General features: G+C 67.8%; 15 protein-coding genes. 6 read left to right on the plus strand and 9 right to left on the minus strand.

Features of this window, described 5'->3' with window-relative positions; genetic code table 11:
• Position 1 precedes the first annotated feature (1 nt).
• Together OG394_RS03000 and OG394_RS03005 are read right to left on the minus strand one after the other, a co-directional pair.
• Entirely contained in the window at positions 2-4501 is a 4500-nt protein-coding gene (locus tag OG394_RS03000; protein WP_328993260.1) for a glycoside hydrolase family 2 TIM barrel-domain containing protein, read from the minus strand.
• 111 nt (positions 4502-4612) lie between these two features.
• The gene (locus OG394_RS03005) at positions 4613-6325 is read right to left on the minus strand and encodes a glycoside hydrolase family 9 protein (protein WP_328993261.1); all 1713 of its coding nucleotides are present in this window, start codon (positions 6323-6325) and stop codon (positions 4613-4615) included.
• Between the two features lie 209 nt (positions 6326-6534).
• On the opposite strand from OG394_RS03005, the gene OG394_RS03010 reads away from it, so the two are divergent.
• Positions 6535-7833, plus strand: coding sequence for a VCBS repeat domain-containing M23 family metallopeptidase (locus OG394_RS03010; RefSeq protein ID WP_328993262.1), 1299 nt, complete (start codon positions 6535-6537; stop codon positions 7831-7833).
• Between the two features lie 128 nt (positions 7834-7961).
• Positions 7962-8624, plus strand: a complete 663-nt coding sequence (locus tag OG394_RS03015; RefSeq protein ID WP_328993263.1) for a protein-L-isoaspartate(D-aspartate) O-methyltransferase — start codon at positions 7962-7964, stop codon at positions 8622-8624.
• A 227-nt stretch (positions 8625-8851) separates the two neighbouring features.
• Here OG394_RS03015 and OG394_RS03020 read toward each other — a convergent pair whose 3' ends face one another.
• On the minus strand, positions 8852-11071 hold the full coding sequence (locus OG394_RS03020; protein WP_328993264.1) for an NADP-dependent isocitrate dehydrogenase: 2220 nt from the start codon (positions 11069-11071) through the stop codon (positions 8852-8854).
• A gap of 146 nt (positions 11072-11217) precedes the next feature.
• Here OG394_RS03020 and OG394_RS03025 point away from each other — a divergent pair, with 146 nt between their 5' ends.
• A complete protein-coding gene (locus tag OG394_RS03025) occupies positions 11218-11643 on the plus strand; it encodes a hypothetical protein (protein ID WP_328993265.1) in 426 nt (141 codons plus the stop codon).
• A 10-nt stretch (positions 11644-11653) separates the two neighbouring features.
• On the opposite strand, the gene OG394_RS03030 is transcribed toward OG394_RS03025, so the two are convergent.
• On the minus strand, positions 11654-12283 hold the full coding sequence (locus tag OG394_RS03030; protein ID WP_328993266.1) for a formylglycine-generating enzyme family protein: 630 nt from the start codon (positions 12281-12283) through the stop codon (positions 11654-11656).
• A 272-nt stretch (positions 12284-12555) separates the two neighbouring features.
• Complete coding sequence (locus OG394_RS03035) at positions 12556-12873, minus strand: hypothetical protein (RefSeq protein ID WP_328993267.1); 318 nt, start codon at positions 12871-12873, stop codon at positions 12556-12558.
• Between the two features lie 1162 nt (positions 12874-14035).
• Here OG394_RS03035 and OG394_RS03040 point away from each other — a divergent pair.
• The gene (locus tag OG394_RS03040) at positions 14036-15358 is read left to right on the plus strand and encodes an amidase (RefSeq protein WP_328996794.1); all 1323 of its coding nucleotides are present in this window, start codon (positions 14036-14038) and stop codon (positions 15356-15358) included.
• On the opposite strand, the gene OG394_RS03045 is transcribed toward OG394_RS03040, so the two are convergent.
• Complete coding sequence (locus OG394_RS03045) at positions 15335-18061, minus strand: ATP-binding protein (RefSeq protein ID WP_328993268.1); 2727 nt, start codon at positions 18059-18061, stop codon at positions 15335-15337. The genes OG394_RS03040 and OG394_RS03045 overlap by 24 nt on opposite strands.
• 98 nt (positions 18062-18159) lie before the next feature.
• Between OG394_RS03045 and OG394_RS03050 the strand changes: the two genes are divergently transcribed.
• Both OG394_RS03050 and OG394_RS03055 read left to right on the plus strand, forming a co-directional pair.
• Positions 18160-19239 (plus strand): class I SAM-dependent methyltransferase, encoded by a 1080-nt coding sequence (locus OG394_RS03050; protein WP_328993269.1) that lies wholly within the window; start codon positions 18160-18162, stop codon positions 19237-19239.
• On the plus strand, positions 19240-21354 hold the full coding sequence (locus tag OG394_RS03055; protein WP_328993270.1) for an alpha/beta hydrolase: 2115 nt from the start codon (positions 19240-19242) through the stop codon (positions 21352-21354). It abuts the gene before it with no gap.
• A 47-nt stretch (positions 21355-21401) separates the two neighbouring features.
• Here the strand turns inward: OG394_RS03055 and OG394_RS03060 are convergent, their stop codons facing one another.
• From OG394_RS03060 to OG394_RS03070, 3 genes are read right to left on the minus strand one after another with little or no spacing between them, the layout of a single operon-like run.
• A complete protein-coding gene (locus OG394_RS03060) occupies positions 21402-21599 on the minus strand; it encodes a YbdD/YjiX family protein (protein WP_328993271.1) in 198 nt (65 codons plus the stop codon).
• Positions 21599-23785 (minus strand): carbon starvation CstA family protein, encoded by a 2187-nt coding sequence (locus tag OG394_RS03065; RefSeq protein WP_328993272.1) that lies wholly within the window; start codon positions 23783-23785, stop codon positions 21599-21601. The genes OG394_RS03060 and OG394_RS03065 overlap by 1 nt, the downstream gene beginning before the upstream one ends.
• A complete protein-coding gene (locus OG394_RS03070) occupies positions 23782-24033 on the minus strand; it encodes a DUF3311 domain-containing protein (protein WP_328993273.1) in 252 nt (83 codons plus the stop codon). The genes OG394_RS03065 and OG394_RS03070 overlap by 4 nt, the downstream gene beginning before the upstream one ends.
• Between the last annotated feature and the right edge of the window lie 88 nt (positions 24034-24121).

The following is a 24121-nucleotide window of genomic DNA, read 5'->3' on the forward strand; positions in this document are numbered from 1 at the left end:
GTCAGGGTGTGCAGGTGAGGGTGGGCAGGGCCCAGTCTGCGTGGTCATTGCCATTGCCGTCGGCGGCGTCGGTGACGCGAAGCTTGAGCACCTTCGCGGCGCTGACGTCGACCGAAACCGCCAACGGGTCGGGCGTGGAACCTCGCATGACCGGACTCGTCCAGCGCAACTGGTCGTCGGCGTACACCTCGAAGATCACGCTGCCGCCGTCGCCGTTCTCGTCGTCTACGCCCACTTGCGCGGTGAAGTCCGTGCAACGTTTGCCAAGGTAGACCTCGACGATCGATTCGGCGTGTGCGCCGAGCCCCTTGTCGTAGGCCCGGCCGCCGATCCGCATCGGCCGGCCGTCTCCACCGGCGGCTTCGCCATTGCTGGTATCACGTTCGACCGGACCCCAGCCGTTCTGGGACGACAAGAAGTCCAGCGAGCTGACGGCCACCACTCCACGCGGTGGCGGCGGGTCGCCGATCAGAATGAGCGAGGCCGAGGTGAAGACCTCGACACCGCCGGGGGACACGGCCGTCACCTCGGCAGTGAGAGGACGTCGCCCAGCCGCCGAGTCGGCTGCCCGGGTTACCCGGACGGAGAGCTGGTGGGACGCGCCCGCCGCCAGCTGCGGCACCTCGACGGCAGTGGGCGCAACCGACCAACCTGCCGGTGCGTTGAAGGTAGCTGAGACCCTGGAAATCCCAACGGAGCAGGGATTCTTGACCGTTACCGTTACGTCGGTCGACGCGCCAGGCTCGAGGTGCTCGTCTGCCGCACCCAGGTCCACCTCGGGCGTACAGGCCGTCGGTCCACCCGGCTCACCAGTGGTCACCTCCGAACCACTCAACGGCCGAAGCAACAGGCTGTACGCGTACTCCCGATCGGCTCGCGTCTGATACTGCGGCAGTACCGGATGGAAGGTCTCGCTCACGCCACTGACGGAGTGGCTGACGTGGAACGAATTCCACCCGGCGTTGCGCTGCAAGGCGAACGGATAAGCGGCCCGGTCCGAGTCGTCGTACTTGCCGAGGGCAACTTCGAGATCGCCTGCCACCAAAAGCCCACCGGACCGGCCGTCGCTCACCGTGGCCCACCGGACGTCATCGTGGTTGCCGTAGTCCTGCGGCGACGTGTACTCGACGTACTCCTGGTCCACGCTCGACCGATAGACGCCGATGTTCGAGCCGTCCACGCGGTCGTTGTAGTTCTCCCGCGGCCCACGGCCGTACCAGCTGAGCCGGTCCATCGAGTCCGGTACGTCGAGCCGGACGCCGATTCGCGGAAGGTAGGGCAACGCCCGCATCCGCCCCCGCGGATCGACCCGATGCGTGAGCCGAACCTCACCCGTCCCGGTCACCGTGTAGCGCAAGGTCTGCTCGAACGACGCATCGGTCACGCCGGCTGCCGCGACCGTGCCCAGCGCCTCGAGCGTCGCGGAGCCGTCCCGCTGCTTGGTGACGGAGAGCGTGCGGGTGGTCGTGGCGAGCCGGTCGAGCCCGACCGCACGCCAGTCGTGACCCTCTCCCCAGATCTCGTTGCTCACCGGCGGGCGCCACGCGTCGAGCCGCACGCCGTTCTTCAGCAACTCCACGCCTCGAACCCGCATCGACACCAGTGCGCCGGTGGCTCGATCAAAGCGGTACTGGAAGTTGCTACCGGCAACCACAACCGCGGCCGGCGACTCCGTGATCGTCAACGGTCCGGGCCTACTCGCGGAGGTGAGTCCGGCGATCTGGTGACCACCGGCGGAGAACTGGCCGGACGAAACCACGTATCCAGCCGGCGCCCAGGCGGTTTGCCGCTTCAGCACCGCCGTCACGGTCAGCCACCGCTCGGCCCCACCAGCAGGCCTCGGCAAGTCGAACGTCCGGGTCTCGCCGGCTCCGATCACCACTGGCACGACGCCCGAGCGAACCACCCGCCGGCCTTCCGTCAGCCGCCAGCGCAGTTCCAGGTCAGCCGTACTCGCGAAGGCCCGTTCGTTGTGCACGGCAACGGAGCCGTTCCGGCCGGCGCCGATCCGGATGGGGGAGTGCACCGCCGACATCGCGACGGCCTCCGGCTGCGGCACCCGATCCGGGTTGACCACACCGTCGACGCCGCCCTGCCCAGCGCCGTACGACAGGTAGTTGCCTCGGGCATCCAGTCGCTCGAAGTCCAGCGCGAGTGCGGCGTCGCTGACCGGATCGCCGGCCTGCTGATCCGGGGTCAGCGCGCGATGGTAGATCCGGACGGAGTCCACTGCACCATGGGCCATCCGGGTCTGGACGTTCTCCATCATCGTCTCGGCATTGCGCCCGATACTGACCGGTTGGGCGGTCGCCTTGATCGTCCCACTCGCGTCGATCGACCCGAGTTGTACGCCGTCCACCAGCACCCGGACCGTCGTACCGTCGTAGATCCCGGTCACCCGGTGCCAGGTGTCGTACCAGTTGGCCGGCACCTTGGCCCGCACGGCACGCCAGTTGCCCTCGGTGTAGACGAAGAACTCCAGCGTGTCGGCATCCGGCATCTTCAGGGCGTACTCGTGATCGCCCTTCGAGAGCACGGTGAAGTCGCCGGTCCAGGGCTTGGCCGGTTTGACCCAGGCGTCGACGGTGAGCGCCGTACGGTCGACATCCAGCCGGCGGTCCCGGTACACCTCGACGAAGTCGTCCAGCCCGGATAGCGCCAGCGCTTTACCGGCCGGCCCGTCGACGTGCTCGGGCATACCGTTGATCCAGGCAAGGATGTTGTTGCCGGAGGCATCGGGTGTGGTTCGGAGTGGCAACCGGATCTGCTGTTCGATGAAGTCCCAGATGAAGCCGCCTTGAACTTGCGGATACTTTCGCGCCACGTCCCAGAATTCCCGGAAGTTGCCCAGACTGTTGCCCTGGGCATGCGCGTACTCGCCCATCACGATCGGCTTGGCCGTCGTCTTCGCCATGCCCTCCAGGTCCGACGGCGATGGGTAGCGCGGGCCCCAGACGTCGGCGTATGGAGCGTCACCGTTCGGCCCGTTGGGCTGGTGGTAGAGCGGCCGGGACGGTTCGTTCGCGTCGGCCCAGGCGGCCATCGCGTAGTGCGCCTTGCCCAGGCCGGCCTCGTTCCCGGTATCCCAGAACAGCACGCTCGGGTGGTTCTTGTCGCGTTCGACCATCGCCACGAAACGGTCCAGGAAGGCGCGCTGCCACTCCGGTCGTTCGGCCAGGCAGTTGTTCGGGCAATTGTCGTGGTGGTGGGTCTCGATCTCCATCTCGTCGTCGACCCACAGGCCGTACTTGTCCGCCAGCTCGTAGAAGTACGGATCGCTGGGGTAGTGCGAGGTTCGGACGGCGTTCACGTTGTGCTGCTTCAACAGCTTGACGTCGCTGAGGTGGCGAGCCCGCGGCACGTGCCGGCCGTGGTCGGGATCGGTATCGGCGCGGTTCACACCTTTGATCAGGATGCGCTTTCCGTTCACCAGCAGCTGGCGGTCGCGGATCTCGATCTTGCGGAAGCCGACTGGTTGGCGGGTGACGTGGGTGACCCGCTCTCCGTCCAGCAGTTCGACCACAAGCGTGTACAGGTTCGGGGTTTCGTCGGTCCACTTCAGTGGGTTGGCGACCGCAGTGGTCAGGTCCACCTTGGCGGCAGCCGGGGCGGTCGCGGTGGCGACCACCTTGCCCGTCGCGTCATGGACACTCGCGCGCACGGTGCCGCGCGGGTTGACGAGCTCGACGTTCGCACGCAAGGTCGCGTCCCGGTACGTCGAGTCCAGGTCGGTCTGGATGCCGACATCCTGGACGTACGAGTTCGGCGTGGAGTACAGCCAGCTCGACCGGAAGATGCCGGCGAATCGCCACTGGTCGTAGTCCTCGAGGTGTGACCCAGCCGACCAGCGATGCACCTGTACGGCGATCTTGTTCCGCCCGGGCCGGACCACGTCGGTCAGGTCGAACTCGGCCGGCGTGTACCCGCCTTGGTCGTAGCCGACGTACTTGCCGTTGATCCAGACGAAGTACGCGCTGGTGACGCCCTCGAACCGGAGGAACGTCCGGCGGCCGTTCCAGGTCGACGGCACCTCGAAGTCGCGAACGTACGCGCCAGTCGGGTTGACGTCCCGCGGCACCCGGGGCGGATCGTCCGGGTACATCTCGGTCGGGATATTGCGGAACATTGGGTGATCGAGCCCATCGGTCTGCCAGGTATGCGGAACCGTGACGGCAGGCCAGGACGAGACGTCGTACCCCTCGGCCTCGAAGCCACGCGCTACGTCGGCCGGCCGGGGTGCCAGCTTGAGCCGCCATTGCCCGTCGAGCGAGCTGGTCCACGGTGTCTGCGGACTGCCCTGGAGCGCACTGGCGACGTTCGCATAGGGCCGGAGTTCGGCATGCGGCGGCTGCTGGCCCTCGGCCACCACTTCGGGGTTGTCGAGGTAGGTGTAGACGTCGTCCGGTGGTGCTAGGGCCGGCGTTGGGGATGGTGCCGCGACGGCCGGTGAAAGCCCGGCGGCCAACGTCAGGACAAGACCGATCAAGAGACCACGGGGCATGGCGGTGCCCTTTCTGTCCGCGCAACCTGAAACCTGTTCGCACGCTATCGAACACAATTCGACAACGCACGGTATTGGCCTGGCCACAATCGGTCAATGGGCGCGCGAGGATCAGCCTGCGGTTGCGACCGCGAGGAGGAACCAGCCTGTGTGGGGGATCCACTGTTCGGCCCAGCGCCAGGCGTCACCTTCGGGGGCGTCGGGTGGGAGGAAGGCGAGGTCGTTCTCGTCGGTCCAGCCGGACGTGATGCCGTTGACGATTCCGCCCGGCAGGTTGGGGAAGTCCGAGGAGTAGTCGGCGTTGTTGCGGCCGCGCCCTTGCAGCATGGAGCTGTCGAAGGGGTTGCGGCCGACGATCCAGGACAGCTGATCGGCGGCGAACGTGGTCAGCCGGGCGCGGAGGTCTTCGGCGAGTCCGTCCAGCCGTGCGCAGGCGCTGGCGGCGGCCGAGAGGGAGGCGATCGCGGCGTTCTCGCCCTGCCACCAGTACCCGGTCTCGTTGGCGTGGGGGAAGAAGAACGCCTCGCGCGGGGATTCGTCGTACGGCTGGACGAGTCCGCGCGGATAGCCGAAGGGGTTCGGGACGGACGCCGTACGGTCGAGGATGTCGAGCATCGCCTGCACTGCCGTCGCGCGCGCGACCTGCACCTCGGGGGCATCGGGCAGGACGTCGGCGAATCTCAGGAGGGCGAGCATCGGCAGTCCGGGCTCGGCGGCGTGGAAGAACGGCCGGCCTTGTTCGTCGGCGCGGAACCAGCCTGGTACTCCGGCGCCCGGGCGGACGTACCGCTCGGTCAACGACGCGGCTCGCCGGCAGGCGGCCTCGCGCGCTGCTTGGTGGGACCCGTCGGCGGCCGCGAGTTCGGTGGCGGCGAGTAGCGCGGTGTAGTCGTCGATGATCGACTCGGTGCCGTCGAAGAGGTACGCGAGGTTGTGCTTCTCCAGATGAGCGAAGCCGTCGCGAGCCGCGGCGAGGTAGTCGGCGCGGGTGTGGTCACCGTCATCGTCGACGGTCGAGGCGCGAGCCAGAGCGGCGATCGCCAGCCCGCCACCATGCCGATAGGCGGCCTGATAGCGACTGGTTCGGACGCTGTTCTGAAGCGGCGCGGTGATCACGCGCTCCTCCAGCCGCTTGGTCAGAGCGTCGAAGATGCCCGTGTAGAAGTAGCCCTCGGGCGAGCGGAAGCGGGTCAGGAAGTCCGCACCCCACAGCGCCTCGTCGCGTAGGCGCGCGGACAGAACTGGCGCGAGGGCTGGATGTTGGGCGACGAGGTCGTCGCGCGCGGCGAGCATCGCCCAAGCACACAAGGGAATCTGCTGCGGGCTCATGGTCGACGTGTAGGTGAGGTGGGAGAGGAACTTGCTGGTATCACCGCTCGCGTCCAGCCACCCACCGCGCGCATCGACGGTCGCGCCGGAATCGTCATCCCAGCAGCGCGCCGCCCGGTCCTTGCGGTCGATCTCGCCGCTGGACCGCATGGCCTTGAAGTACGCCAGTACGTCGGACATCGTCTGCCGCTGAAGTCGCTCCGGCCCGACCACGAACGGCTCAGACCGCAGCTCGACCCCATCCACGACCACCCGGACCGCGTACGTCCCAGTAGCGAGGTTGTCCGGTAGCGGGATCCGGGAGTACGGCCCGCCAGTCCAGCCGGGCACACGCTCGACCGGGCCCGGCTCCAGCGCAACCGTTCCACCGGGCGCGAGTAGTTCGGCGGTGAGCGGCCGATCGGGCACGACCGCGATCACGGCCTGGCCGGCCCCGATCCCGTAGCCGAGATGGGGGACCAGAATCCCCGGCGTCTTCTCATCCCGCAAGCGCACAACCACACCAGCCTTTCCACTCTGTCCGCGAACGGCCCATCCAACAGCACGACGCCCGAATCCCTTCGGCCGCGAGGCAAACCTGTTGCAAGTTGCTGCAGTTTTCTGGCTATCGCGGTCGGTGCGCGCGACAGTAGCGACCAAGGTCCTGGCGCGCCCGCCATCACAGGTTGCATTTTCCTTCAGTAATGCTGAAAAGGGAGTGAAAGGTGAAGCGAAGCCTGCTCAAGAGATCCCTGGTGGGGTTGGGGATCGTCCTACTCTCGGCCGTCGGAACCGTGGTCGCCGCACCGGCGACGCCCGCCCAGATCACGGCGCGGCCCGATTTCGAAATGCCGTTCCCGTGCGGCGAAATCTGGAATGGTGCCACGTATTCGAACCACGGCGGCGCCGGGAATTACTACCCTCTCGATTTCAACTGGGGTTCGGGTGACGATGATCGCGGCAGACCAGTCCACGCCAGCGCGGCCGGTGTCGCACGCCTCGGATCGGCCGCCGCCGGCGAAATCCTCATCGACCACGGGGGCGGCTGGACGTCGCAGTACCGGCACCTCGAACGCCGGGTGATCGCGAGCGGCACCCAGGTTGCCCAAGGCCAGCTGATCGGAAATGTCGGCGACATCGGAAACTCGAGTGGCCCACACCTGCACTATGCGCAGTTGTACAACGGCACGCCGGTGCACATCGAGCTGCACGGCCAGCTGGTCACGTACAGCTTCAACTACAACGGACCGCCCTTCGAGAGCTTCAACACCTGCAGCGGTAGGGAGAGTGTGAATGGCGACCAGTACGACGACGTGCTCGCCGTTGATCCCGGCAACGTCATGCGGGTGTTCCCGGGGAACGCCAGTGGTGGGTTCGGCACTTCGACGGCGCTCGGAGGCGGGTGGTCGTCGGCGTACAACCGCATCGCGGTAGGGGACACCAACGCCGACGGCCATGCCGACATTCTTGCGACCTCGACCGACGGGAGGCTGCACTACTGGCACAACTCGGGCAGTGGTGCGTTCTCGAAGCTGACCAACTCGGGTGTCGGCTGGACCTCGATCGAATGGTTCGCGATGGTCGACGTGAACCGTGACAAGCGGGCCGACATCGTCGCGCGTGATGGTGGCATCCTCTATTGGTATCCCGGTAGGGGCGCCGGCGCGTTCGATCAGCGGATCAGGATCGGTGAGGGCTGGGCGACGTATCCGGAGTTCGCCGGTGCGGACGCCGATGGTGATGGTGACGGCGACTTGTGGGCGACCGATGCCGCCGGCAACTTGTCCTTCTGGAGGGGCAGCGGCGCCGGCACCTTCTCGACCCGGCAGCCGGTGGGCTCGGGCTGGAACGGCTTCGGCCCGTTCAACGCGCTGGACGTCAACGGGGACAACAAGGCCGACCTCGTTGCCGTCCGCACCAGTGACGGCAAGCTCTTCCGATGGACCGGAAAGGGCGACGGCACCTTCAACCAAGGCGCCGAAGTCGGCCACGGCTGGACCGGATACCGCATGGCGTCGTACTAACTAGTCGTACCAACTTGTCGTACTAACTGAACAGGCTGACGGCGCCAGGTTCCAGGCGCCGTCAGTCGGCGTTTGGGGTGGACTGCCACAGATCGGGTACCGGCGCGGTGCGAGGAAGGGGTGAATCGATGTGCCCTGCGCCGGCTGATCGTGAGGCGGAGCGTGCGCGGCTGGTGGACTATATGGCCCGCCGCGGCATTCACGACGACGCTGTGCTCGCGGCGATGCAGTTGGTGCCGCGGGAGCTGTTCGTGCCGCCGGAGCTGGCCGAGTTCGCCTACCGCGATACCGCGCTGCCGATCGAGGCGGGTCAGACGATTTCCCAGCCGTATGTCGTCGCGTTGATGATCCAGGCGCTGGAGTTGCGTACGGCGGACCGGGTGCTGGAGATCGGTACCGGCTCGGGCTATGCCGCGGCGGTGCTCGGCCGGGTCGCGGGCGAGGTCTACACCGTCGAGCGGCTCGCCGAACTGGCCGGCATGGCCCGCGAGCGGCTGGCGGAGCTGGGCTACGACAACATCGAGGTCCGGCACGGTGACGGCCATGCCGGTTGGCCCGAGCACGCGCCGTACGACGGGATCGTGGTCGCCGCCGCGGCTGGTGAGGTCCCTGAGCAACTGCGCCTCCAGCTGGCCGTGGGGGGCCGGCTGGTGATCCCGGTGGGGGCCGCGTTCGCCCCGCACGAGCTGCTCCGGATCCGCCGTACCAGACCTGACGAGTTCCGAGTAGAAAAGCTCGGCGAAGTCAGATTCGTCCCCCTCCTCCCCGGCCACACCGACACGACAGACTGAGCCCGCTCGCAGTCGGTAGGGTGCTCGCGTTCTGCGTGCGGCTCGCGCGAGAGGCGTGAGCGGGCGGACCAGCTGCTGTCAGGGCGTCATTGCGTTGCGGACCAGCGCGGTGTCGACGAATTGCTCGAAGCGGACGGTGAGTCACTCGGCGCGCGACGCGTTGCCGCGCCTGCGCTGACGAAAGCGCCCGGTGACCAGACAGCTGGTCACCGGGCGCCTCAAAGCAGTCAGCTAAGCGAAGCCAGCGCGTCGTTCCAGGTCTTCGACGGGCGCATCGCCGCCTCGGCCTTGGCCGGGTCGGGCTGGTAGTAACCGCCGAGGTCGACCGGGTTGCCCTGTACGGCGAGCAGCTCGCCGACGATGGTCTCCTCGTTGCCCGCAAGCGTCTCGGCCAGCGGCGTGAACGCCTTGGCCAGCTCGGCGTCGTCGGTCTGCTTGGCCAGCTCCTGCGCCCAGTACAGGGACAGGAAGAAGTGGCTGCCGCGGTTGTCAATACCGCCGACGCGACGGGTGGGCGACTTGTCCTCGTTGAGGAACGTCGCGGTGGCGCGGTCCAGGGTGTCCGCGAGGACCTGGGCCCGGGCGTTACCGGTCGTCTGGGCGAGGTGCTCGAAGCTCGCGGCCAGGGCGAAGAACTCGCCGAGGCTGTCCCAGCGCAGGTAGTTCTCCTTCACCAACTGCTGGACGTGCTTCGGCGCCGAGCCGCCCGCGCCGGTCTCGAATAGACCACCACCGGCCATCAGCGGTACGACGGACAGCATCTTCGCGCTGGTGCCCAGTTCCAGAATCGGGAACAGGTCGGTCAGGTAGTCGCGCAGCACGTTGCCGGTGACGGAGATGGTGTTCTCGCCGCGCCGGATCCGGTCCAGTGAGAACTGGATCGCGTCCACCGGCGCCAGGACCTTCAGCTCCAGGCCGTCGGTGTCGTGCTCGGTCAGGTACTGCTCGACCTTCGCGATCAGGTTCGCGTCGTGGGCGCGGGTCGCGTCCAGCCAGAACACGGCCGGGTCGCCGGTGGCCCGGGCGCGGGTGACGGCCAGCTTGACCCAGTCCCGGATCGGGGCGTCCTTGGTCTGGCAGGCGCGGAAGATATCGCCGGCCTCGACGTCCTGCTCCAGTACGACGTTGCCGTTCGCGTCGACCAGGCGGACCTTGCCCGCTTGTGCGAGCTCGAACGTCTTGTCGTGGCTGCCGTACTCCTCGGCCTTTTGCGCCATCAGGCCGACGTTCGGGACGGAGCCCATCGTCGCGGGGTCGAACGCGCCGTTCGCCCGGCAGTCGTCGAGAACGACCTGGTAGATCCCGGCGTAGCTGCTGTCCGGCAGTACGGCGAGGGTGTCGTGCTCCTGGCCGTCCGCACCCCACATGTGGCCGGAGGAACGGATCATGGCCGGCATCGAGGCGTCGACGATCACGTCGGACGGCACGTGCAGGTTGGTGATGCCCTTGTCGGAGTCGACCATCGCCAGCGCCGGGCCCGAGGCCAGCTCCGCGTCGAACGAAGCCTTGATCGCCTCGCCCTCCGGCAGCGCGGCCAGCCCGGCGTAGATCCCGCCGAGCCCGTCGTTCGGGGACAGCCCGGCGGCGGCCAGCGTCTCGCCGTACTGCTCGAAGGTCTTCGGGAAGAACGCGCGGACCACGTGCCCGAAGACGATCGGGTCGGACACCTTCATCATGGTGGCCTTCAGGTGGACCGAGAACAGCACGTCGTCGGCCTTGGCCCGGGCCACCTGGTCCTTGAGGAACTCGCTCAGCGCGCCAACGTGCATGACCGAGGCGTCGACGACCTCACCGGCCAGCACGGGGACCGACTCGCGCAGCACGGCGGTGGTGCCGTCCGCGGCGGCCAGCTCGATGCGGAGCTCGCCGTCTGCCTCGATCACGGCCGACTTCTCGGTGGAGCGGAAGTCGTTCTCGCCCATGGTGGCGACGTTCGTCTTCGATTCCGGCGTCCAGGCGCCCATCCGGTGCGGGTGGGTCTTGACGTAGTTCTTCACCGAGGCGGGTGCGCGGCGGTCGGAGTTGCCCTCACGCAGGACCGGGTTCACGGCGGAGCCCTTGGTGCTGTCGTACCGGGTGCGGATCTCCCGCTCGGCGTCGGTCTTCGGCTCGTCCGGGTACTCCGGGAGCGCGTAACCCTGGCTCTGCAGCTCCGCGATGGCGGCCTTGAGCTGGGGGATCGACGCGGAGACGTTCGGCAGCTTGATGATGTTCGCTGCGGGCGTCTTGGCCAGGGCGCCGAGCTCGGCGAGCGCGTCCGGGATCCGCTGGTCCTCGGTCAGGTGGTCGCCGAAGACGGCGATGATCCGTCCGGCCAGCGAGATGTCCCGGCTCTCCACGCCAACGCCCGCCTGCGCGGCGTACGCCTGGATCACCGGCAGGAACGAGTAGGTGGCCAGGGCCGGGGCCTCGTCCGTGTGCGTGTAGATGATGGTCGACTCAGTCACCGCGTACTCCGCTTCCTCTGCTCCGGCTATGTCACTCCCGGGTCACCCCGACAGGCATGCCCACCCTAATAGGCGCACCGGCCGCGTCCGGCGCCGAGTGGCGATGGTCACCGCTCGGCGGCTGTGGGTCCACGTAGGGTGGCGGGGTGGATGACGAGCCGAGTTGGCGCGAGAAGCGGCGTGAGGCGGCCGCTTCCCATGCTGCCGCTCTTTCGCATCGTCGGGCTGCGGAGACCGCGCAGGCCCGGGCGCAACTGGCCGAATTCGTCGAGAAGATGAAGGCGGCGGGCGTCGAACCTCGGCCGCTGCGGGCACCGGTGGTGGGGTCAGGGTCGAGCTATCGGACTGGTCTCACCGGGTGGTACCTCCGGCGTAACCGGTCGCTCGGCGTGGACACTGACGCCAACTTCTACATCCTGGGCACGCCCGCCAGCCTCAAGGCCCGGCTTTTCGGCGTGCACGTATTGGCGTCCGACCCACCGCTGATCATCGGCCTCGGCGCCCGCGACGGCGAGTCCTTGCCGCTCTCTCAGCTCCTCCAGCATCGTCTCGACGAGGCGCAGATCCAATAGCGCGGTGACCTTAAGGCGCGCGGTGGTGGCCGGAGCGGGCCAGGCGGAAGCCGAGGTCGTCGATGTGGAACGTCGGATGACTCTTCCGCCGGCAGGACGCGCGGCAACTCCACGGCTGGTCGTACGCTCCGCCGCCACGGAACACCCGGTACGGGCCGTAGACCGCTGGGTCGAAGCGATCCCAGCACCACTCCCAGACGTTGCCGATCATGTCGTACAGACCCCAGGCGTTCGGGGCCTTCGTCCCGACCGGCCTGAGTTGTTCGCCCGAATTGCCGTGGTACCAGCCGATCTCGTCAAGCTCTCCATACCGTACGGCGGTGCTCCCGGCGCGGCACGCGTACTCCCACTCGGCCTCACTCGGCAGCCGATACCCATCAGCCTCCCAGTCGCACTCGGCCTCTAGCCCGTCCGGGTCGTCGCCTATGACGTAGCAGGCGTCCAACCCCTCGGCTTCCGACAGCCGATTGCAGATCAGCAGCGCCTCCAGCCAGGAGATATCGGTCAGGGGTAACTGGTCATCGCTCCGGGTCAGCGGGTACGCCGCCAGTCGGAACGGCTCGACCTTCACCGGCCAGGTCACCCGCGAACCTTCGTCCCGCAGTGCGATCTCGCCGGCGGGTATCTCGATGAGCTCCACGAGCCTGATCATCCCGCGCCCGCTGTCCCAGGCCGTGCGTCGTCCATCTGCGCGGCACGGAGTTTCGCGTTCTGCCAGACGTGATACCTGCGCGGTCATTGCGGCGTATTCGGTGGCACCCGTCCCCCTGAGTTCTTCCGAATTGTCAGGTGGACCCGGGCCGCGTCAAGGGCTTCATCACCTAACGGTGACGCTAACGCGCCCTTGACCCGACCCGGCTCCACCAAATGCAGCGGGCTATCAGGGGGACGGGTGAGGTCTGCCCGTTTGCATCACCTGGTGCCGTTCACGACTGGCCAGGTCATGCCGTTCACGAATGGCCGGGTCATGCCGTTCACGGATGGCCGGGTCATGCCGTTCGCGGATGGCCGGGTGATGCCGTTCACGACTGGCCAGCTGATGGCATTCACGACTGGCCGACTGGTGCCGATCTCGGATGGCCGAGTGGTGCCGTACTCGGCCGGCGGGTTGTCGCGGAATGCTCTTGCCTGGCCGTGGTCAAGAGCCCGATCGCCGCGAGGCCGACGAATCGCGAGGGATAGCCACCGTGCGAGCGGGTTACCACCTCGGATTCCGAGGTGGTAACCCACCTCGCGAATGGCCAGCCACCCCCAACCCCCACTGCTCGCGCCGACGCCACCGGCCGTCGCCCTATTCCGAGGGTCGACTCTCGGAATGGGGGGTGGACTCGCCAAATTTGCCGGGTCGACTCCCTATTCCGAGAGTCGACCCTCGGAATAGGGCGGGCGCTTGCCGCTGTGGAGCTGCGCTTCCCGATCTGAGGGGGTAACCGCCGAGGTGATGGCTTCACCCTCGAGATCGGAGGGGCTAACTCGGCATCTTGGGGGTTAACGTCTGAGATTCTGGGTTCCGGGCCGGTTATTTCGTACCGGAACCCAGCAGATCAAGGGATAACGGCCGACTTGCTGGCGGAAAACCACGGCGAGGGCCCGCGTGGCCGTCTTTGTGAGTCCACTGGACGTTTCCGGGGCCGGGAAATGTCCAGCCTGCTCACTAGGACGACGATCAGACCTATTACCCGACGACTCGGCGCATCGACGGCTGCGGGTGCATCTTCCTGAGCGGACTGGACGTTTTTGCGGCCGGAAAACGTCCAGTCCGGTCGGGAAGATGCCGCCCGGGCGCGGGATCACTCGGCAGGCGTGTTCGAGGACGGACTCGCCCGCCGTGCACGGCACCACCCCGCCATCCGTGCACGGGACCACTCGCGGTCCGTGGGCGGACCACTCGCCGTCGTGGATGGCACGACCCGGGCATCGGTGAGCGGGAGGCGTGATGCAAATGGGCAGACCTCACCCGTCCCCCTGATAGCCCGCTGCCTTTGGTGGACCCGGGACGGGTCAAGGGCGCGTCAGCGTCACCGTTAGGTGATGAAGCCCTTGACGCGGCCCGGGTCCACCTGACAATTCGGAAGAGTTCGGGGGGACGGGTGCCACCAAAAGCCCCGGCCCAAATACCGGGCAGGCGGCGGCGTTGATTCGTCCGAATCCGCCCGCCTACGTTGCCGTACATCTGACCGCCGCGGAAAGGGCGAGCGGATGCGGACGAATCAACGCAGGGGGCGGGAGCGGATTGGGCGAGCGGGGCGGCGGGCGCGACCTCCGTGGTGAGGGGAGCGGCCACGACCTCTGTGGTGAGCGGGGTGGTGGGGAGTGGTGTGATGGGTGGGTGGAGGCGTTGGAGGAGGTTGCGGCGGGGGTGCGGGCGGGGTGGGTGGATCCTGTGGTGTTGGTGGAGGAGGCGTTGGGGCGGGCGGGGGAGTGGGCGCGGCTTAATGCTGTGGTTCATCTGGATGTTGAGGGGGCGCGTAGAGCGGCGGCTGAGCACTCGCGGGAGGGGGCGCTGGCGGGAGTGCCGGTGCTGGTGAAGGAGATCGTTGAGGTTGAGGGGTTGCCGTTTCGGTGCGGGTCGGCGGCGATGGATGTGATCGGGCGGCGGGATGCTGAGGTGGTTGCGCGGTTTCGGGCGGCTGGGGCGATCGTCATTGGGTTGAGTCACTCGCATGAGTTCGCTTACGGCTGCACTGGTACGTCGAATCGCGTCGGGCCATGCCGGAATCCGCATGACCTGACACGGATGACCGGTGGTTCGAGTTCTGGGGCTGCGGCGGCGGTTGCGGCGGGCATCGTTCCGTTGGCGATTGGGACGGATACCGCCGGGTCGGTGCGGATTCCGGCCGCGTTGTGTGGGGTGGTGGGGTTCAAGCCCGAGTACGGCACGTTGCCCGTTGATGGGGTCTTTCCGCTCGCTCAGAGCCTCGACCACGTCGGCGTACTCACCACCACTGTCGCCGACGCGGCATACGCCCTCGCGGCCGTATCCGACACCGTCCGCGCGCCCGCCGGAAATGCTGCGGAATGGCGAGGGGTGGTCGCGGACGACACTGGGCGCGCGCCCGCTCGCGACACAGCTGGGCGGCTAGGGATGGGCGCGAGTGATAGCGGTCAGGGGCAGCGACCGGGCCTGCGGTTGGGGAGGGTGGTGAATGAGGAGTATCTGGATTTCACGGCCGAGGTTGGGGCCGTTTGGGAGGACGCCATCAGGCGGATTGAGGGGGCGGGGGCGGTTGTTAGCGACGTACGGTTGCCGGATTGGGGCGAGAGCTCCCGAGTGGCCGCGGATATCCAGGGGCCGGAGGCGGCGGCGAACCACGCTGGGCTGAGCACCGAGCTCTACCAGGCTGACGTTCAGGAGCGGTTGCGGGAGGCAGCAGGAGTCTCTGAAGAGAGGTATGACGCGGCGCGGGCGAGGGCGGTCGAGATATCCAAGGCGATGGGCGATCTCCTGCGCGAGGTGGATGCCGTTATTACGCCGACCGTTCTCACCACGGCGCCGCCGATCGACGCTGTGGGTACGGCGGCGGGCGCTCTCGCCGTACGGGCGCAGCTGTTGAAGAACACGCGTCTCGCCAATCTGACCGGGCATCCCGCGATCACCATCCCGCTGCCGACCAAGGGCCTCCCGGTCGGGCTGCAGGTGATTGCTGAAGGCAACGATCAGGCGATCGCTGTCGCCCAATGGATCGAAGGGCTAGGCCTTCATGAGGTCGGCTAGTTCGACGCGCGAGTGGATTCCCAGCTTCGCGTAGACCTTGCGCAAGTGGTACTCGACCGTCTTGGGGCTGAGGAACATCGCCGCCGCGGCCTCCCGGGTGCTGTGCCCGGCGGCCAGCAGCAGCGCGATCTGCCGTTCCTGCGGAGTGAGCGCGGCCGCGGTCGCCGGCTCACGACGACGTGCGGTCTCGCCGGTCGCCTTGAGCTCGGCCGCGGCCGCGTCTGCCCAGCCGGCGGCGCCCAGGTCTTCGAAGGCGGCCAACGCCTGGCGCAGTTGGGCGCGTGCATCGATCCGCCGGCGCGCTCGCCGCAACCGGGCGCCGTACGCGAGCCGGGTGCGGGCAGTCTCGAAAACGTCCGGTGTACGCACGTGCAGTGCGAGCGCAGCCCCGAAATGCTCGTCCAACTGCTCGTCGGTCCCGACCAACCCAGCGCAACGGGAAGCCCGAGCGAGCGCCCACGGTTGCCCTTTGGCAGCCGCCCGCTTGGCGAACTCCAAAGCCACCGGCATCGCGTCATCGGCACGTCCGAGGCGCACGTAGCTGTCGACGAGCTCGGCCGCGGGAGACAGATCGGCGTCGAGGGCGCCCGCCACCGACAAAACGGAGAGCAGCCGCTCCAGATGTACGAGCGCATCGGCCGGCGCTCCCCTTCCAAGCTCCAGATCGCCGAGTGCGAACAACGCCCAGGCCTCGCCGAGATGGATCTGGTGTTCCGTACAGATTTCCAGCGCCTCCGCCGCCCGGACCCGGCAGTCGGTCTCACGGCCCTGATGCGCGTGCAGCCAGGCAAGCCCGGCGAGGCAGATTCCGAGTGATGTCGTCTGACCGGTCTCGCGGGACAACCGGATGGCCTCGTCGTACGCCGTCTCCGCGTCGGCCCACCGGTCGGTAGTCGCGTAGTCCCGGGCCAGGTGGAAGAGCAAGGTGGGCATCATCCCGACGGCCACCTGGTCGCGACTTTCCTGCATGGCTTGCTGAATCACCGATCGCGCGGTGCCGGACTCGCGCAGGAAGAGCGGTCCCAGGATCATCCAGACCAACCGTCGCCGGTCGTTCTCGAGTTCACCGGAGGTCGCCAGCAGCTCAACGGCGTACCTGATCTGGTCGGTTCCGTCCTGGCCGGCGATCACCAGGGCCATGCCTTGTGACAGCGATCCGAGGATCCGGATGCCGGGTTTGGTCGCCCGGTCCAGCAGCTTCGCGATCTCGGCGGCGGCCCGCAGCAACGAGGTGGCATCGCCGATCCAGAAGCTCGCGTTGGTGGCGTCCGCGAGCAGACCGATCGCCGCATCCGGTTCGGATTCCGCGCACTCCGCGGCAGCGGCGAACAGCAGATCGCGCGCTGCCACAGGTGAACCGCACTTCACCGCGATGTCGCCACGCAACTCGTACGCCCGCGCCTTGAACGGTGGCGGCGGATCAAGCGCGAGGGCATCGGCGAAGAGTGCGTCGGCGCGCTCCGGCAGCCCCGCAAGCCAAGCGGCCGCGCCGGCGTCCACCAATCGCCGGGCGCGATCAAGCCCAGACGGCGATAGGCGCGCGGCTCGCTCGAATGCCGTGGCCGCGACCGCGTGGGCACCACGTTGGCCTGCGTGATTCGCCGCGAGGTCGAGCGCGGCGGCGGCGTTCGCATCGGTACCGATCACGGTCTCCGAGACATGCCACGCTCGCCGGTCGGCTTGTGCCACAGGCAACGCAGCGGCAAGGGCCTGATGTACGACGCGGCGCTCAGCCGGCTCGGCGCTGGTGTAGACGGCCGACCGCACCAGTGGATGCCGGAACTCGACGCGGCCATCCACGATGGTCACGAGTGCGGCCTGCTCCGCCTCGGCGAGCACGGTGACGTCCACGTCCAGCGTCGCGCAGGCCCGCGCCACGACACCGAGGTCACCGTCCTCGGCCGCCGCGACCAGCAGGGCAGTACGGGCGGGCGGAGTGAGCTGTTCGGCCCGTGCGGCGAAAGCCTGCGCTAGCACTGCTGAAACCGGTGCGGGCGCGCCGGGTGCGGCCCGATCGAAGCGGTCGAGATCGCCCGCCAGTTCGAGTAGTGCCAGCGGATTGCCGGCGACCCGGTGGTGCAACCGGGCAACAAGATCGACCGGTACGCGGCGTACGGACCGGTCCCGGACGATCTGCTGAGCCGCCTCCAGCCCAACGCCCTGGAGCAGCAGCTGCGGCAGATCGGCCTCGGCCAGCGGATTCGGCTCACCCGGACGGCCCGTTGCCAGCAACACGATCGGGTCTGCCAGTAGCCGCCGCGCAGCGAACGCCAGCGCCTCTGCCGACGGCCGATCGAGTAGATGGGCGTCATCGATGAGTACGGCGACCGGAGCGGATTCGGCGTACCGGCAAAGGATGCTGAGCGTCGCGGCACCGATCACGAAGCGGTCTCCCGCAACCCCCTCCCGAAGTGCCAGTGCCGCCGCGAGCGCTCCGCGTTGTGGCGGGGGTATCCACTCGAGCTCACCAAGGGCCGGTCGCAGCAACTGAAGCAGGCCGCCGAAGGGGATCTCGCGTTCGGCGCTGGTGCCCCGGGCACGGAGCACGCGCATACCCGTGGCCAGAGTCGCCGCCTCGTCGATGAGCGAGGTCTTCCCGATGCCCGGCTCGCCGGTGATCACGAGCACACCGCTGGCGCCCACCCGCGCTGCGGCGAGTAAGCGCTCGACCACCCCCAGCTCGTTGTATCTCCCCCTGAGCATGCTCGAGTCTAAGACCAGGTGGGGCACCTGATGCGATGGTGGAGAGCACGGACCTACGGTCGGCCAAAAGCCACTGGACCCACCGAAAGGACCTTGAGATGACCACGACCGAACTGCCGCAGCAGATCGACGGCGACAAGCTGATGGCCTTCGTCTTCCGCGCCGTCGAGGAGGTCGGCGCGACGTTGAACGCCGGGCTGGTCGTGATGGGCGACCGGCTCGGCTACTACCGCTGCCTTCGGGACCACGGCCCCCTTGCGGCGGCGGAGCTGGCCGATCGGACCGAGACCAGCGAGCACTACGCACGCGAGTGGCTGAACGCTCAGGCGGCTGGCGCTTTTGTGGAGTACGACGCTGAGTCCGGGCGGTATTCGCTGCCCTCGGAGCACGCCGTCGCGCTCACGGACGAGACCAGTCCCGCGTTCCTGCCCGGGATGTTCCAGATCGCCGTGGGGACGCTGCACCACACCCCGGAGACGATCGAGGCGGCCCGGAGCGGCGCGGGTATCGGCTGGCACGAGCACAACTCCGACGTACATCTGGGGTGCGAGCGCTTCTTCCGCCCGGGGTACAACGCGAGCCTCGTCCCGGAGTGGCTGCCGGCCCTCGAAGGCGTGGTGGAGAAGCTGGAACGCGGGGCCAAGGTGGCGGACGTCGGCTGTGGACACGGTTCGTCGACCATCTTGATGGCACAGGCGTTTCCGCGGTCCACGTTCACCGGTTCGGACTACCACCCGGCGTCGATCGAGATCGCCCGCGCCCGGGCGGTGGAAGCGGGTGTCGCCGATCGCGTCCGGTTCGAGGTCGCGCCGGCGTCGTCGTACAGCGGCGAAGGGTATGACCTGGTGACGACGTTCGACGCGCTGCACGACATGGGTGATCCGGTCGGAGCCGCGCGGCACGTTCGGGAGACGCTGGCGCCTGATGGCACCTGGATGGTCGTCGAGCCGATGGCCGGGGACCGGGTCGAGGACAACCTGAACCCCGTCGGACGCACGTACTACGGGTTCTCGACGCTGCTCTGCACGCCGGGCTCGTTGTCCCAGGACGTCGGGCTCGCGCTTGGTACGCAGGCCGGGCCGGCGCGAATCCACGACGTCACCACGGCCGGCGGATTCACGCGATTCCGCAAGGCCGCCGAGACGCCGTTCAACATGGTGCTGGAAGTGAGGCCGTAAGTGGAGCGACCCGCGGTTCCTGCCGATGTGGAGGGAGTGGTCGAGCGCGACGGGGTGGCGCTCGCCTACAAGGTGTTCGAGCGGGACCGGCCGACCGTGCTGATGATGCCGACCTGGTCGATCGTGCCGTCCCGGTTCTGGAAGGCGCAGGTGCCGTATCTGGCCCGGCACTTCCGGGTGGTCACGTTCGACGGCCGGGGAACAGGGGAGTCCGGCGTACCGGTGGGGGAGGCGGCGTACCGCGATGAGGAGTACGTCGCCGACACCCTCGCCGTACTCGACGCCACCGGCACCGAGCGGGCGGTCCTGGTCTCGGAGTCTCGCGGCGTTGGATGGGCGTTGACGGTCGCGTTGGACGAGCCGGCGCGGGTGAGCGGAGTGGTCGCGATCGGTTCGGCGACCCACCTGCAGCAGGACGCCGAGAAGCGGAACCGCCGGCTCTGGAATGAGCGGCATGACGGGGACGAGGAGTGGATGAAGTACAACCGGCATCGCTGGTTGGAGGGCGGGTATGACGAATTCCTGGCCTACTTCTTCGCGCAGATGTTCCCCGAACCGCATTCGACGAAGCAGATCGAGGACGGCATCGGCTGGGGCGGTCAGATCTCCGGGGAGCGGCTGGTCGATACGCAAGACGGGTTCCTGGCATCCGACGGGACGGAATTCGCCCGTCGGCTTCAGGAGGTGCGATGTCCGGTCCTGGTGATCCATGGCGACCAGGACACGATCCGCCCACACGCGGAAAGCGTGGCGGTCGCCGAGCTGACCGGCGGTTCGATGATCACCGTCACCGGCGGCGGTCACGGCCCTTCCGGGCGCGATCCGGTGATGGTGAACCACCTGATTAAGGACTTCGTGGACCGGCTTCATCCGGCGTCGGTCAAGCGGACCTGGGTGCGAGCCCTCAATCGACCGAAGCGGGCGCTTTACATCTCGTCACCGATCGGGCTGGGGCATGCCAAGCGGGACCTCGCGATCGCGACCGAGCTGCGCAAACGGCATCCGGAGCTGCGGATCGACTGGCTGGCTCAGCATCCCGTGACCCGGGTGCTGGAAGACGCGCGGGAACAGGTGCACCCGGCGTCGAAGTGGCTCGTCAGCGAGTCCGCGCATATCGAGTTCGAGGCGGACGAGCATGACCTGCACGCCTTCCAGGCGATCCGCCGGATGGACGAGATCCTGGTGAACAACTTCATGGTCTTCAACGATCTCGTGACCGATGAGCATTACGACCTCGTGATCGGCGACGAGGCCTGGGACATCGACTACTTCCTGCACGAGAATCCCGAGCTCAAGCACTTCGCCTTCGCGTGGATGACGGACTTCGTGGGTTGGCTGCCGATGCCGTCCGGCGGTGCGGCCGAGGCGGCGCTGACGGCCGACTACAACGCGGAGATGATCGAACAGCGCGCGCGGTTCCGCCGATTGCGCGACCGGTCGATCTTCGTGGGGGAGCCGGCGGACGTGGTCCCGCAGTCGTTCGGGCCGGGGCTGCCCGGCATCCGGGAGTGGACGTCGCGGAACTTCGATTTCGCCGGCTACGTGACCGGGTTCGACCCGGCCGAGGTCGAGGACCGCGACGCGCTGCGCGACGAGCTCGGTTATCCGCGCGATGCCCTGCTCTGCGTCGTGACGGTTGGCGGGTCAGGGGTCGGTACGTCGTTGCTACGCCGTGTGCTTGACGCGGCGCCACTGGCACGGCGGCTCGTTCCGGATCTGCGGTTTGTCGTGGTCGCGGGGCCGCGAATCGACCCGGCGTCCTTGCCGCAACAGGCGGGCGTGGATGTCCGTGGCTACTTGCCGAACTTGTACAAGCACCTCGCCGCCGCGGACCTGGCCGTCGTACAGGGGGGATTGACCACCTGCATGGAGTTGACGGCAAGTCGTACGCCGTTCATCTACGTGCCGTTGCGCAACCACTTCGAGCAGAACTTCCATGTACGTCAACGCCTCGACCGGTACGCCGCGGGAAGGCACCTGCCGTACGACGAGGCGTCGGATCCGCACGCGCTGGCCGAGGCGATCGCCAAGGAAATCGGTCGCGAGGTCCACTACCACCCAGTCGAATCCAACGGCGCCGCCCGCGCCGCCGCCCTCCTAGCGGACCTGCTCTAAACGCGGGTCACCAGCCGCCGTCGCGGCTGGTGACCCCTGGCCCGGCTTTAGCAGCAGCGTTGTTGGGGGCGTTGGTTCTCGAGGTCCTGGCGGCGTCGTTCGAAGGCGCGCCGATCCAGGGGCGCCTCGTCGGGATGCTTGCGGCACGCCGTTTCGACGTAGCGGTCGTAGGCGGACTCGCCGCTGACCTCGCGCAGGTACCAGCGGAGCCCGCGCCAGGCCCGTACGACGACGGAGGCCGTCACTATCGCTCCTCTGGGCCAGACCCGCCACCGGGCGACGTACCCACAGCAGCCATGGCAGCCTTCTCCTCCTTGGTGGCGATGAGGCCGGAGGGTGCCACCAGGGTGGAGCGGACGTACGGCGCCTCCGAGTCCGTCACCGTCTCCGGAGATCGCAGGGCGCGGATGCAGACCCGAGCGGCATCGACGATGACGACCACGACGATGAGCGCGAAGAACGCGGCGAGGATGCCGTCGACCGTGGTGTTGGTGACGATCTTCCCCATCTCGTCCAGGCTCTTCGCGGGCGGCAGCACCGTGCCGGCGTCGAGTGCATCGGAGAACTTCGCCTGCTGGGCGAAGAAGCCGAGCTTGGGATCGTCGGAGAAGACCTTCTGGTAGCTCGCGGTCAGTGTGACGGTGGCGTCCCAGAGGAGGGGGATACCGGTCACCCAGGCCCACTTCAGCTTGCCGCGTTTGATAAGGATCGTGGTCGCGACGGTGAGGGCGATGGCGGCGAGCAACTGGTTGGCGATACCGAACAGCGGGAACAACTGGTTGATGCCGCCGAGCGGGTCGGTGACACCGGCGTACAGGAAGTATCCCCAGCCGCCGACCACGATCGCACTGGCGACGATGAGGCCCGGCTTCCAGGACACGTCGCGCATGGGCTTGTAGACGTTGCCCAGCGTGTCCTGCAGCATGAACCGGCCCACCCGGGTGCCGGCGTCGACCGTGGTGAGGATGAACAGCGCCTCGAACATGATCGCGAAGTGGTACCAGAAGGCCTGCATCCCGCCGCCGAACGCCGCGGAGAAGATCTGCGACATGCCCACCGCGAGCGTCGGTGCGCCACCGGTTCGGGCCACCAGCGTCTGCTCTTCGACCGCGGCAGCGGCCGCCGCCAGTTGTTCAGGCGAGATCGTGAAGCCCAGCGCGGCCACTGCTTCCGAGGCGGACTGCAAGGAGGTGCCCAACAGCGCCGCGGGCGAGTTCATCGCGTAGTACAGGCCGGGGTCGATGATCGACGCGGCGATGATCGCGCTAACCGCGACGAAGCTCTCGGCGAGCATGCCGCCGTACCCGATCGTCCGGACCTGCGATTCCTTCTCGATCATCTTCGGAGTGGTGCCCGACGCGACCAGCGCGTGGAACCCGGACAGCGCACCGCAGGCGATGGTGATGAAGACGAACGGGAACAGCGAGCCCGCGAAGACCGGACCGTTGCCGTTGAGGGCGAAATCGGTGACCGCCTCGTTCTTCATCATCGGCCGGGCGACCACGATGCCAACGGCCAGCAGCGCGATCGTGCCGATCTTCATGAACGTCGACAGGTAGTCACGTGGCGTGAGCAGCATCCAGACCGGCAGCACCGAGGCCACGAAGCCGTAGATGATCAGGCAGAAGACGAGGGTTTCCTTCGACAACGTGAACGTGTCGCCCAGCGCCGAGCCCTCGATCCAGCCGCCGGCGATCAGCGCGAGCAGCAGCAGGCCGACACCGATCACGGTCGTCTCCATCACGCGACCGGGCCGGACCACTCTGAGGTAGAAGCCCATGAACAGCGCGATCGGGATCGTCATCGCGATCGAGAACGTCGCCCACGGTGACACCGCCATCGCGTTGACCACCACCATCGCGAGCACCGCGAGCAGGATGATCATGATCGCGAACACGCCGATCAACGCGGCGACCCCACCGACCGGGCCGATCTCCTCACGCGCCATCTGCCCGAGGCTCTTGCCGTCGCGCCGCATCGAGAAGAACAGGATGACCATGTCCTGGACGGCGCCGGCCAGGATGACGCCGACGATGATCCAGATTGTGCCCGGCAGATACCCCATCTGCGCGGCGAGCACCGGTCCGACCAGTGGTCCGGCGCCGGCGATCGCGGCGAAGTGGTGACCGAAGAGCACCCGCCGGTCGGTCGGCTCGAAGTCGACACCGTTGTTCTTGCGCTCGGCGGGGGTGGCGCGGGTGTCGTCCACCTCGAGCACCCGCTTCGCGATGAACTTCGAGTAGAACCGATAGCCGATCGCGTACGAGCCGAGGGCCGCGCCGAGCAGCCAGATCGCCGAGATCTCCTCGTCCCGCGCCAAGGCGATGACGCCCCAGCAGATCGCGCCGGCGACCGAGATGGCCGTCCAGATGGCGACTTGGCGCGGATCGCGGCTCCGTCGCTGCGGGGGCTGGGTTGCGGTTGTCGTCACGTTGATCCTCCAGGGGCAGGTGATCGGAGCAGAAGAGCGGCGCCGGCCATGCAGGCGATGCACAGGCCGACCCAGGCGAGCTGGTACCAGTAGAAGAACGGCACGCCGAACAGCCGCGGCTCGTCGCGGGCGTACAGCGGGACCCAGACGAGCCCTGCCACCGGAAGCAGGAGCAGCAAGACACCTGCCCGGCGCCGAGCGCGCCCAGCGCCGGTGCGCGTCAGCGGCATGGTTTCCGGCAAGGCCATCCACCTCCTCTGCCGCGGATCGATCGGGAAAAATGAGCCGTTCCACAAGATGAGTTGCCGATGGCCTCGTTTCGGTTGACACCGGAAT

Origin of the sequence: Kribbella sp. NBC_01245, from assembly GCF_036226525.1 — a bacterium.
Taxonomy (GTDB): Bacteria; Actinomycetota; Actinomycetes; order Propionibacteriales; family Kribbellaceae; genus Kribbella.

What these genes read in the sequence shown, in the direction of transcription:
- OG394_RS03070 (WP_328993273.1), bottom strand. Translation starts at nt 24,033, where the DNA reads ATGGCCTTGCCGGAAACCATGCCGCTGACGCGCACCGGCGCTGGGCGC.
- OG394_RS03050 (WP_328993269.1), top strand. Translation starts at nt 18,160, where the DNA reads ATGACCACGACCGAACTGCCGCAGCAGATCGACGGCGACAAGCTGATG.
- OG394_RS03000 (WP_328993260.1), bottom strand. Translation starts at nt 4,501, where the DNA reads ATGCCCCGTGGTCTCTTGATCGGTCTTGTCCTGACGTTGGCCGCCGGG.
- OG394_RS03015 (WP_328993263.1), top strand. Translation starts at nt 7,962, where the DNA reads ATGTGCCCTGCGCCGGCTGATCGTGAGGCGGAGCGTGCGCGGCTGGTG.
- OG394_RS03045 (WP_328993268.1), bottom strand. Translation starts at nt 18,061, where the DNA reads ATGCTCAGGGGGAGATACAACGAGCTGGGGGTGGTCGAGCGCTTACTC.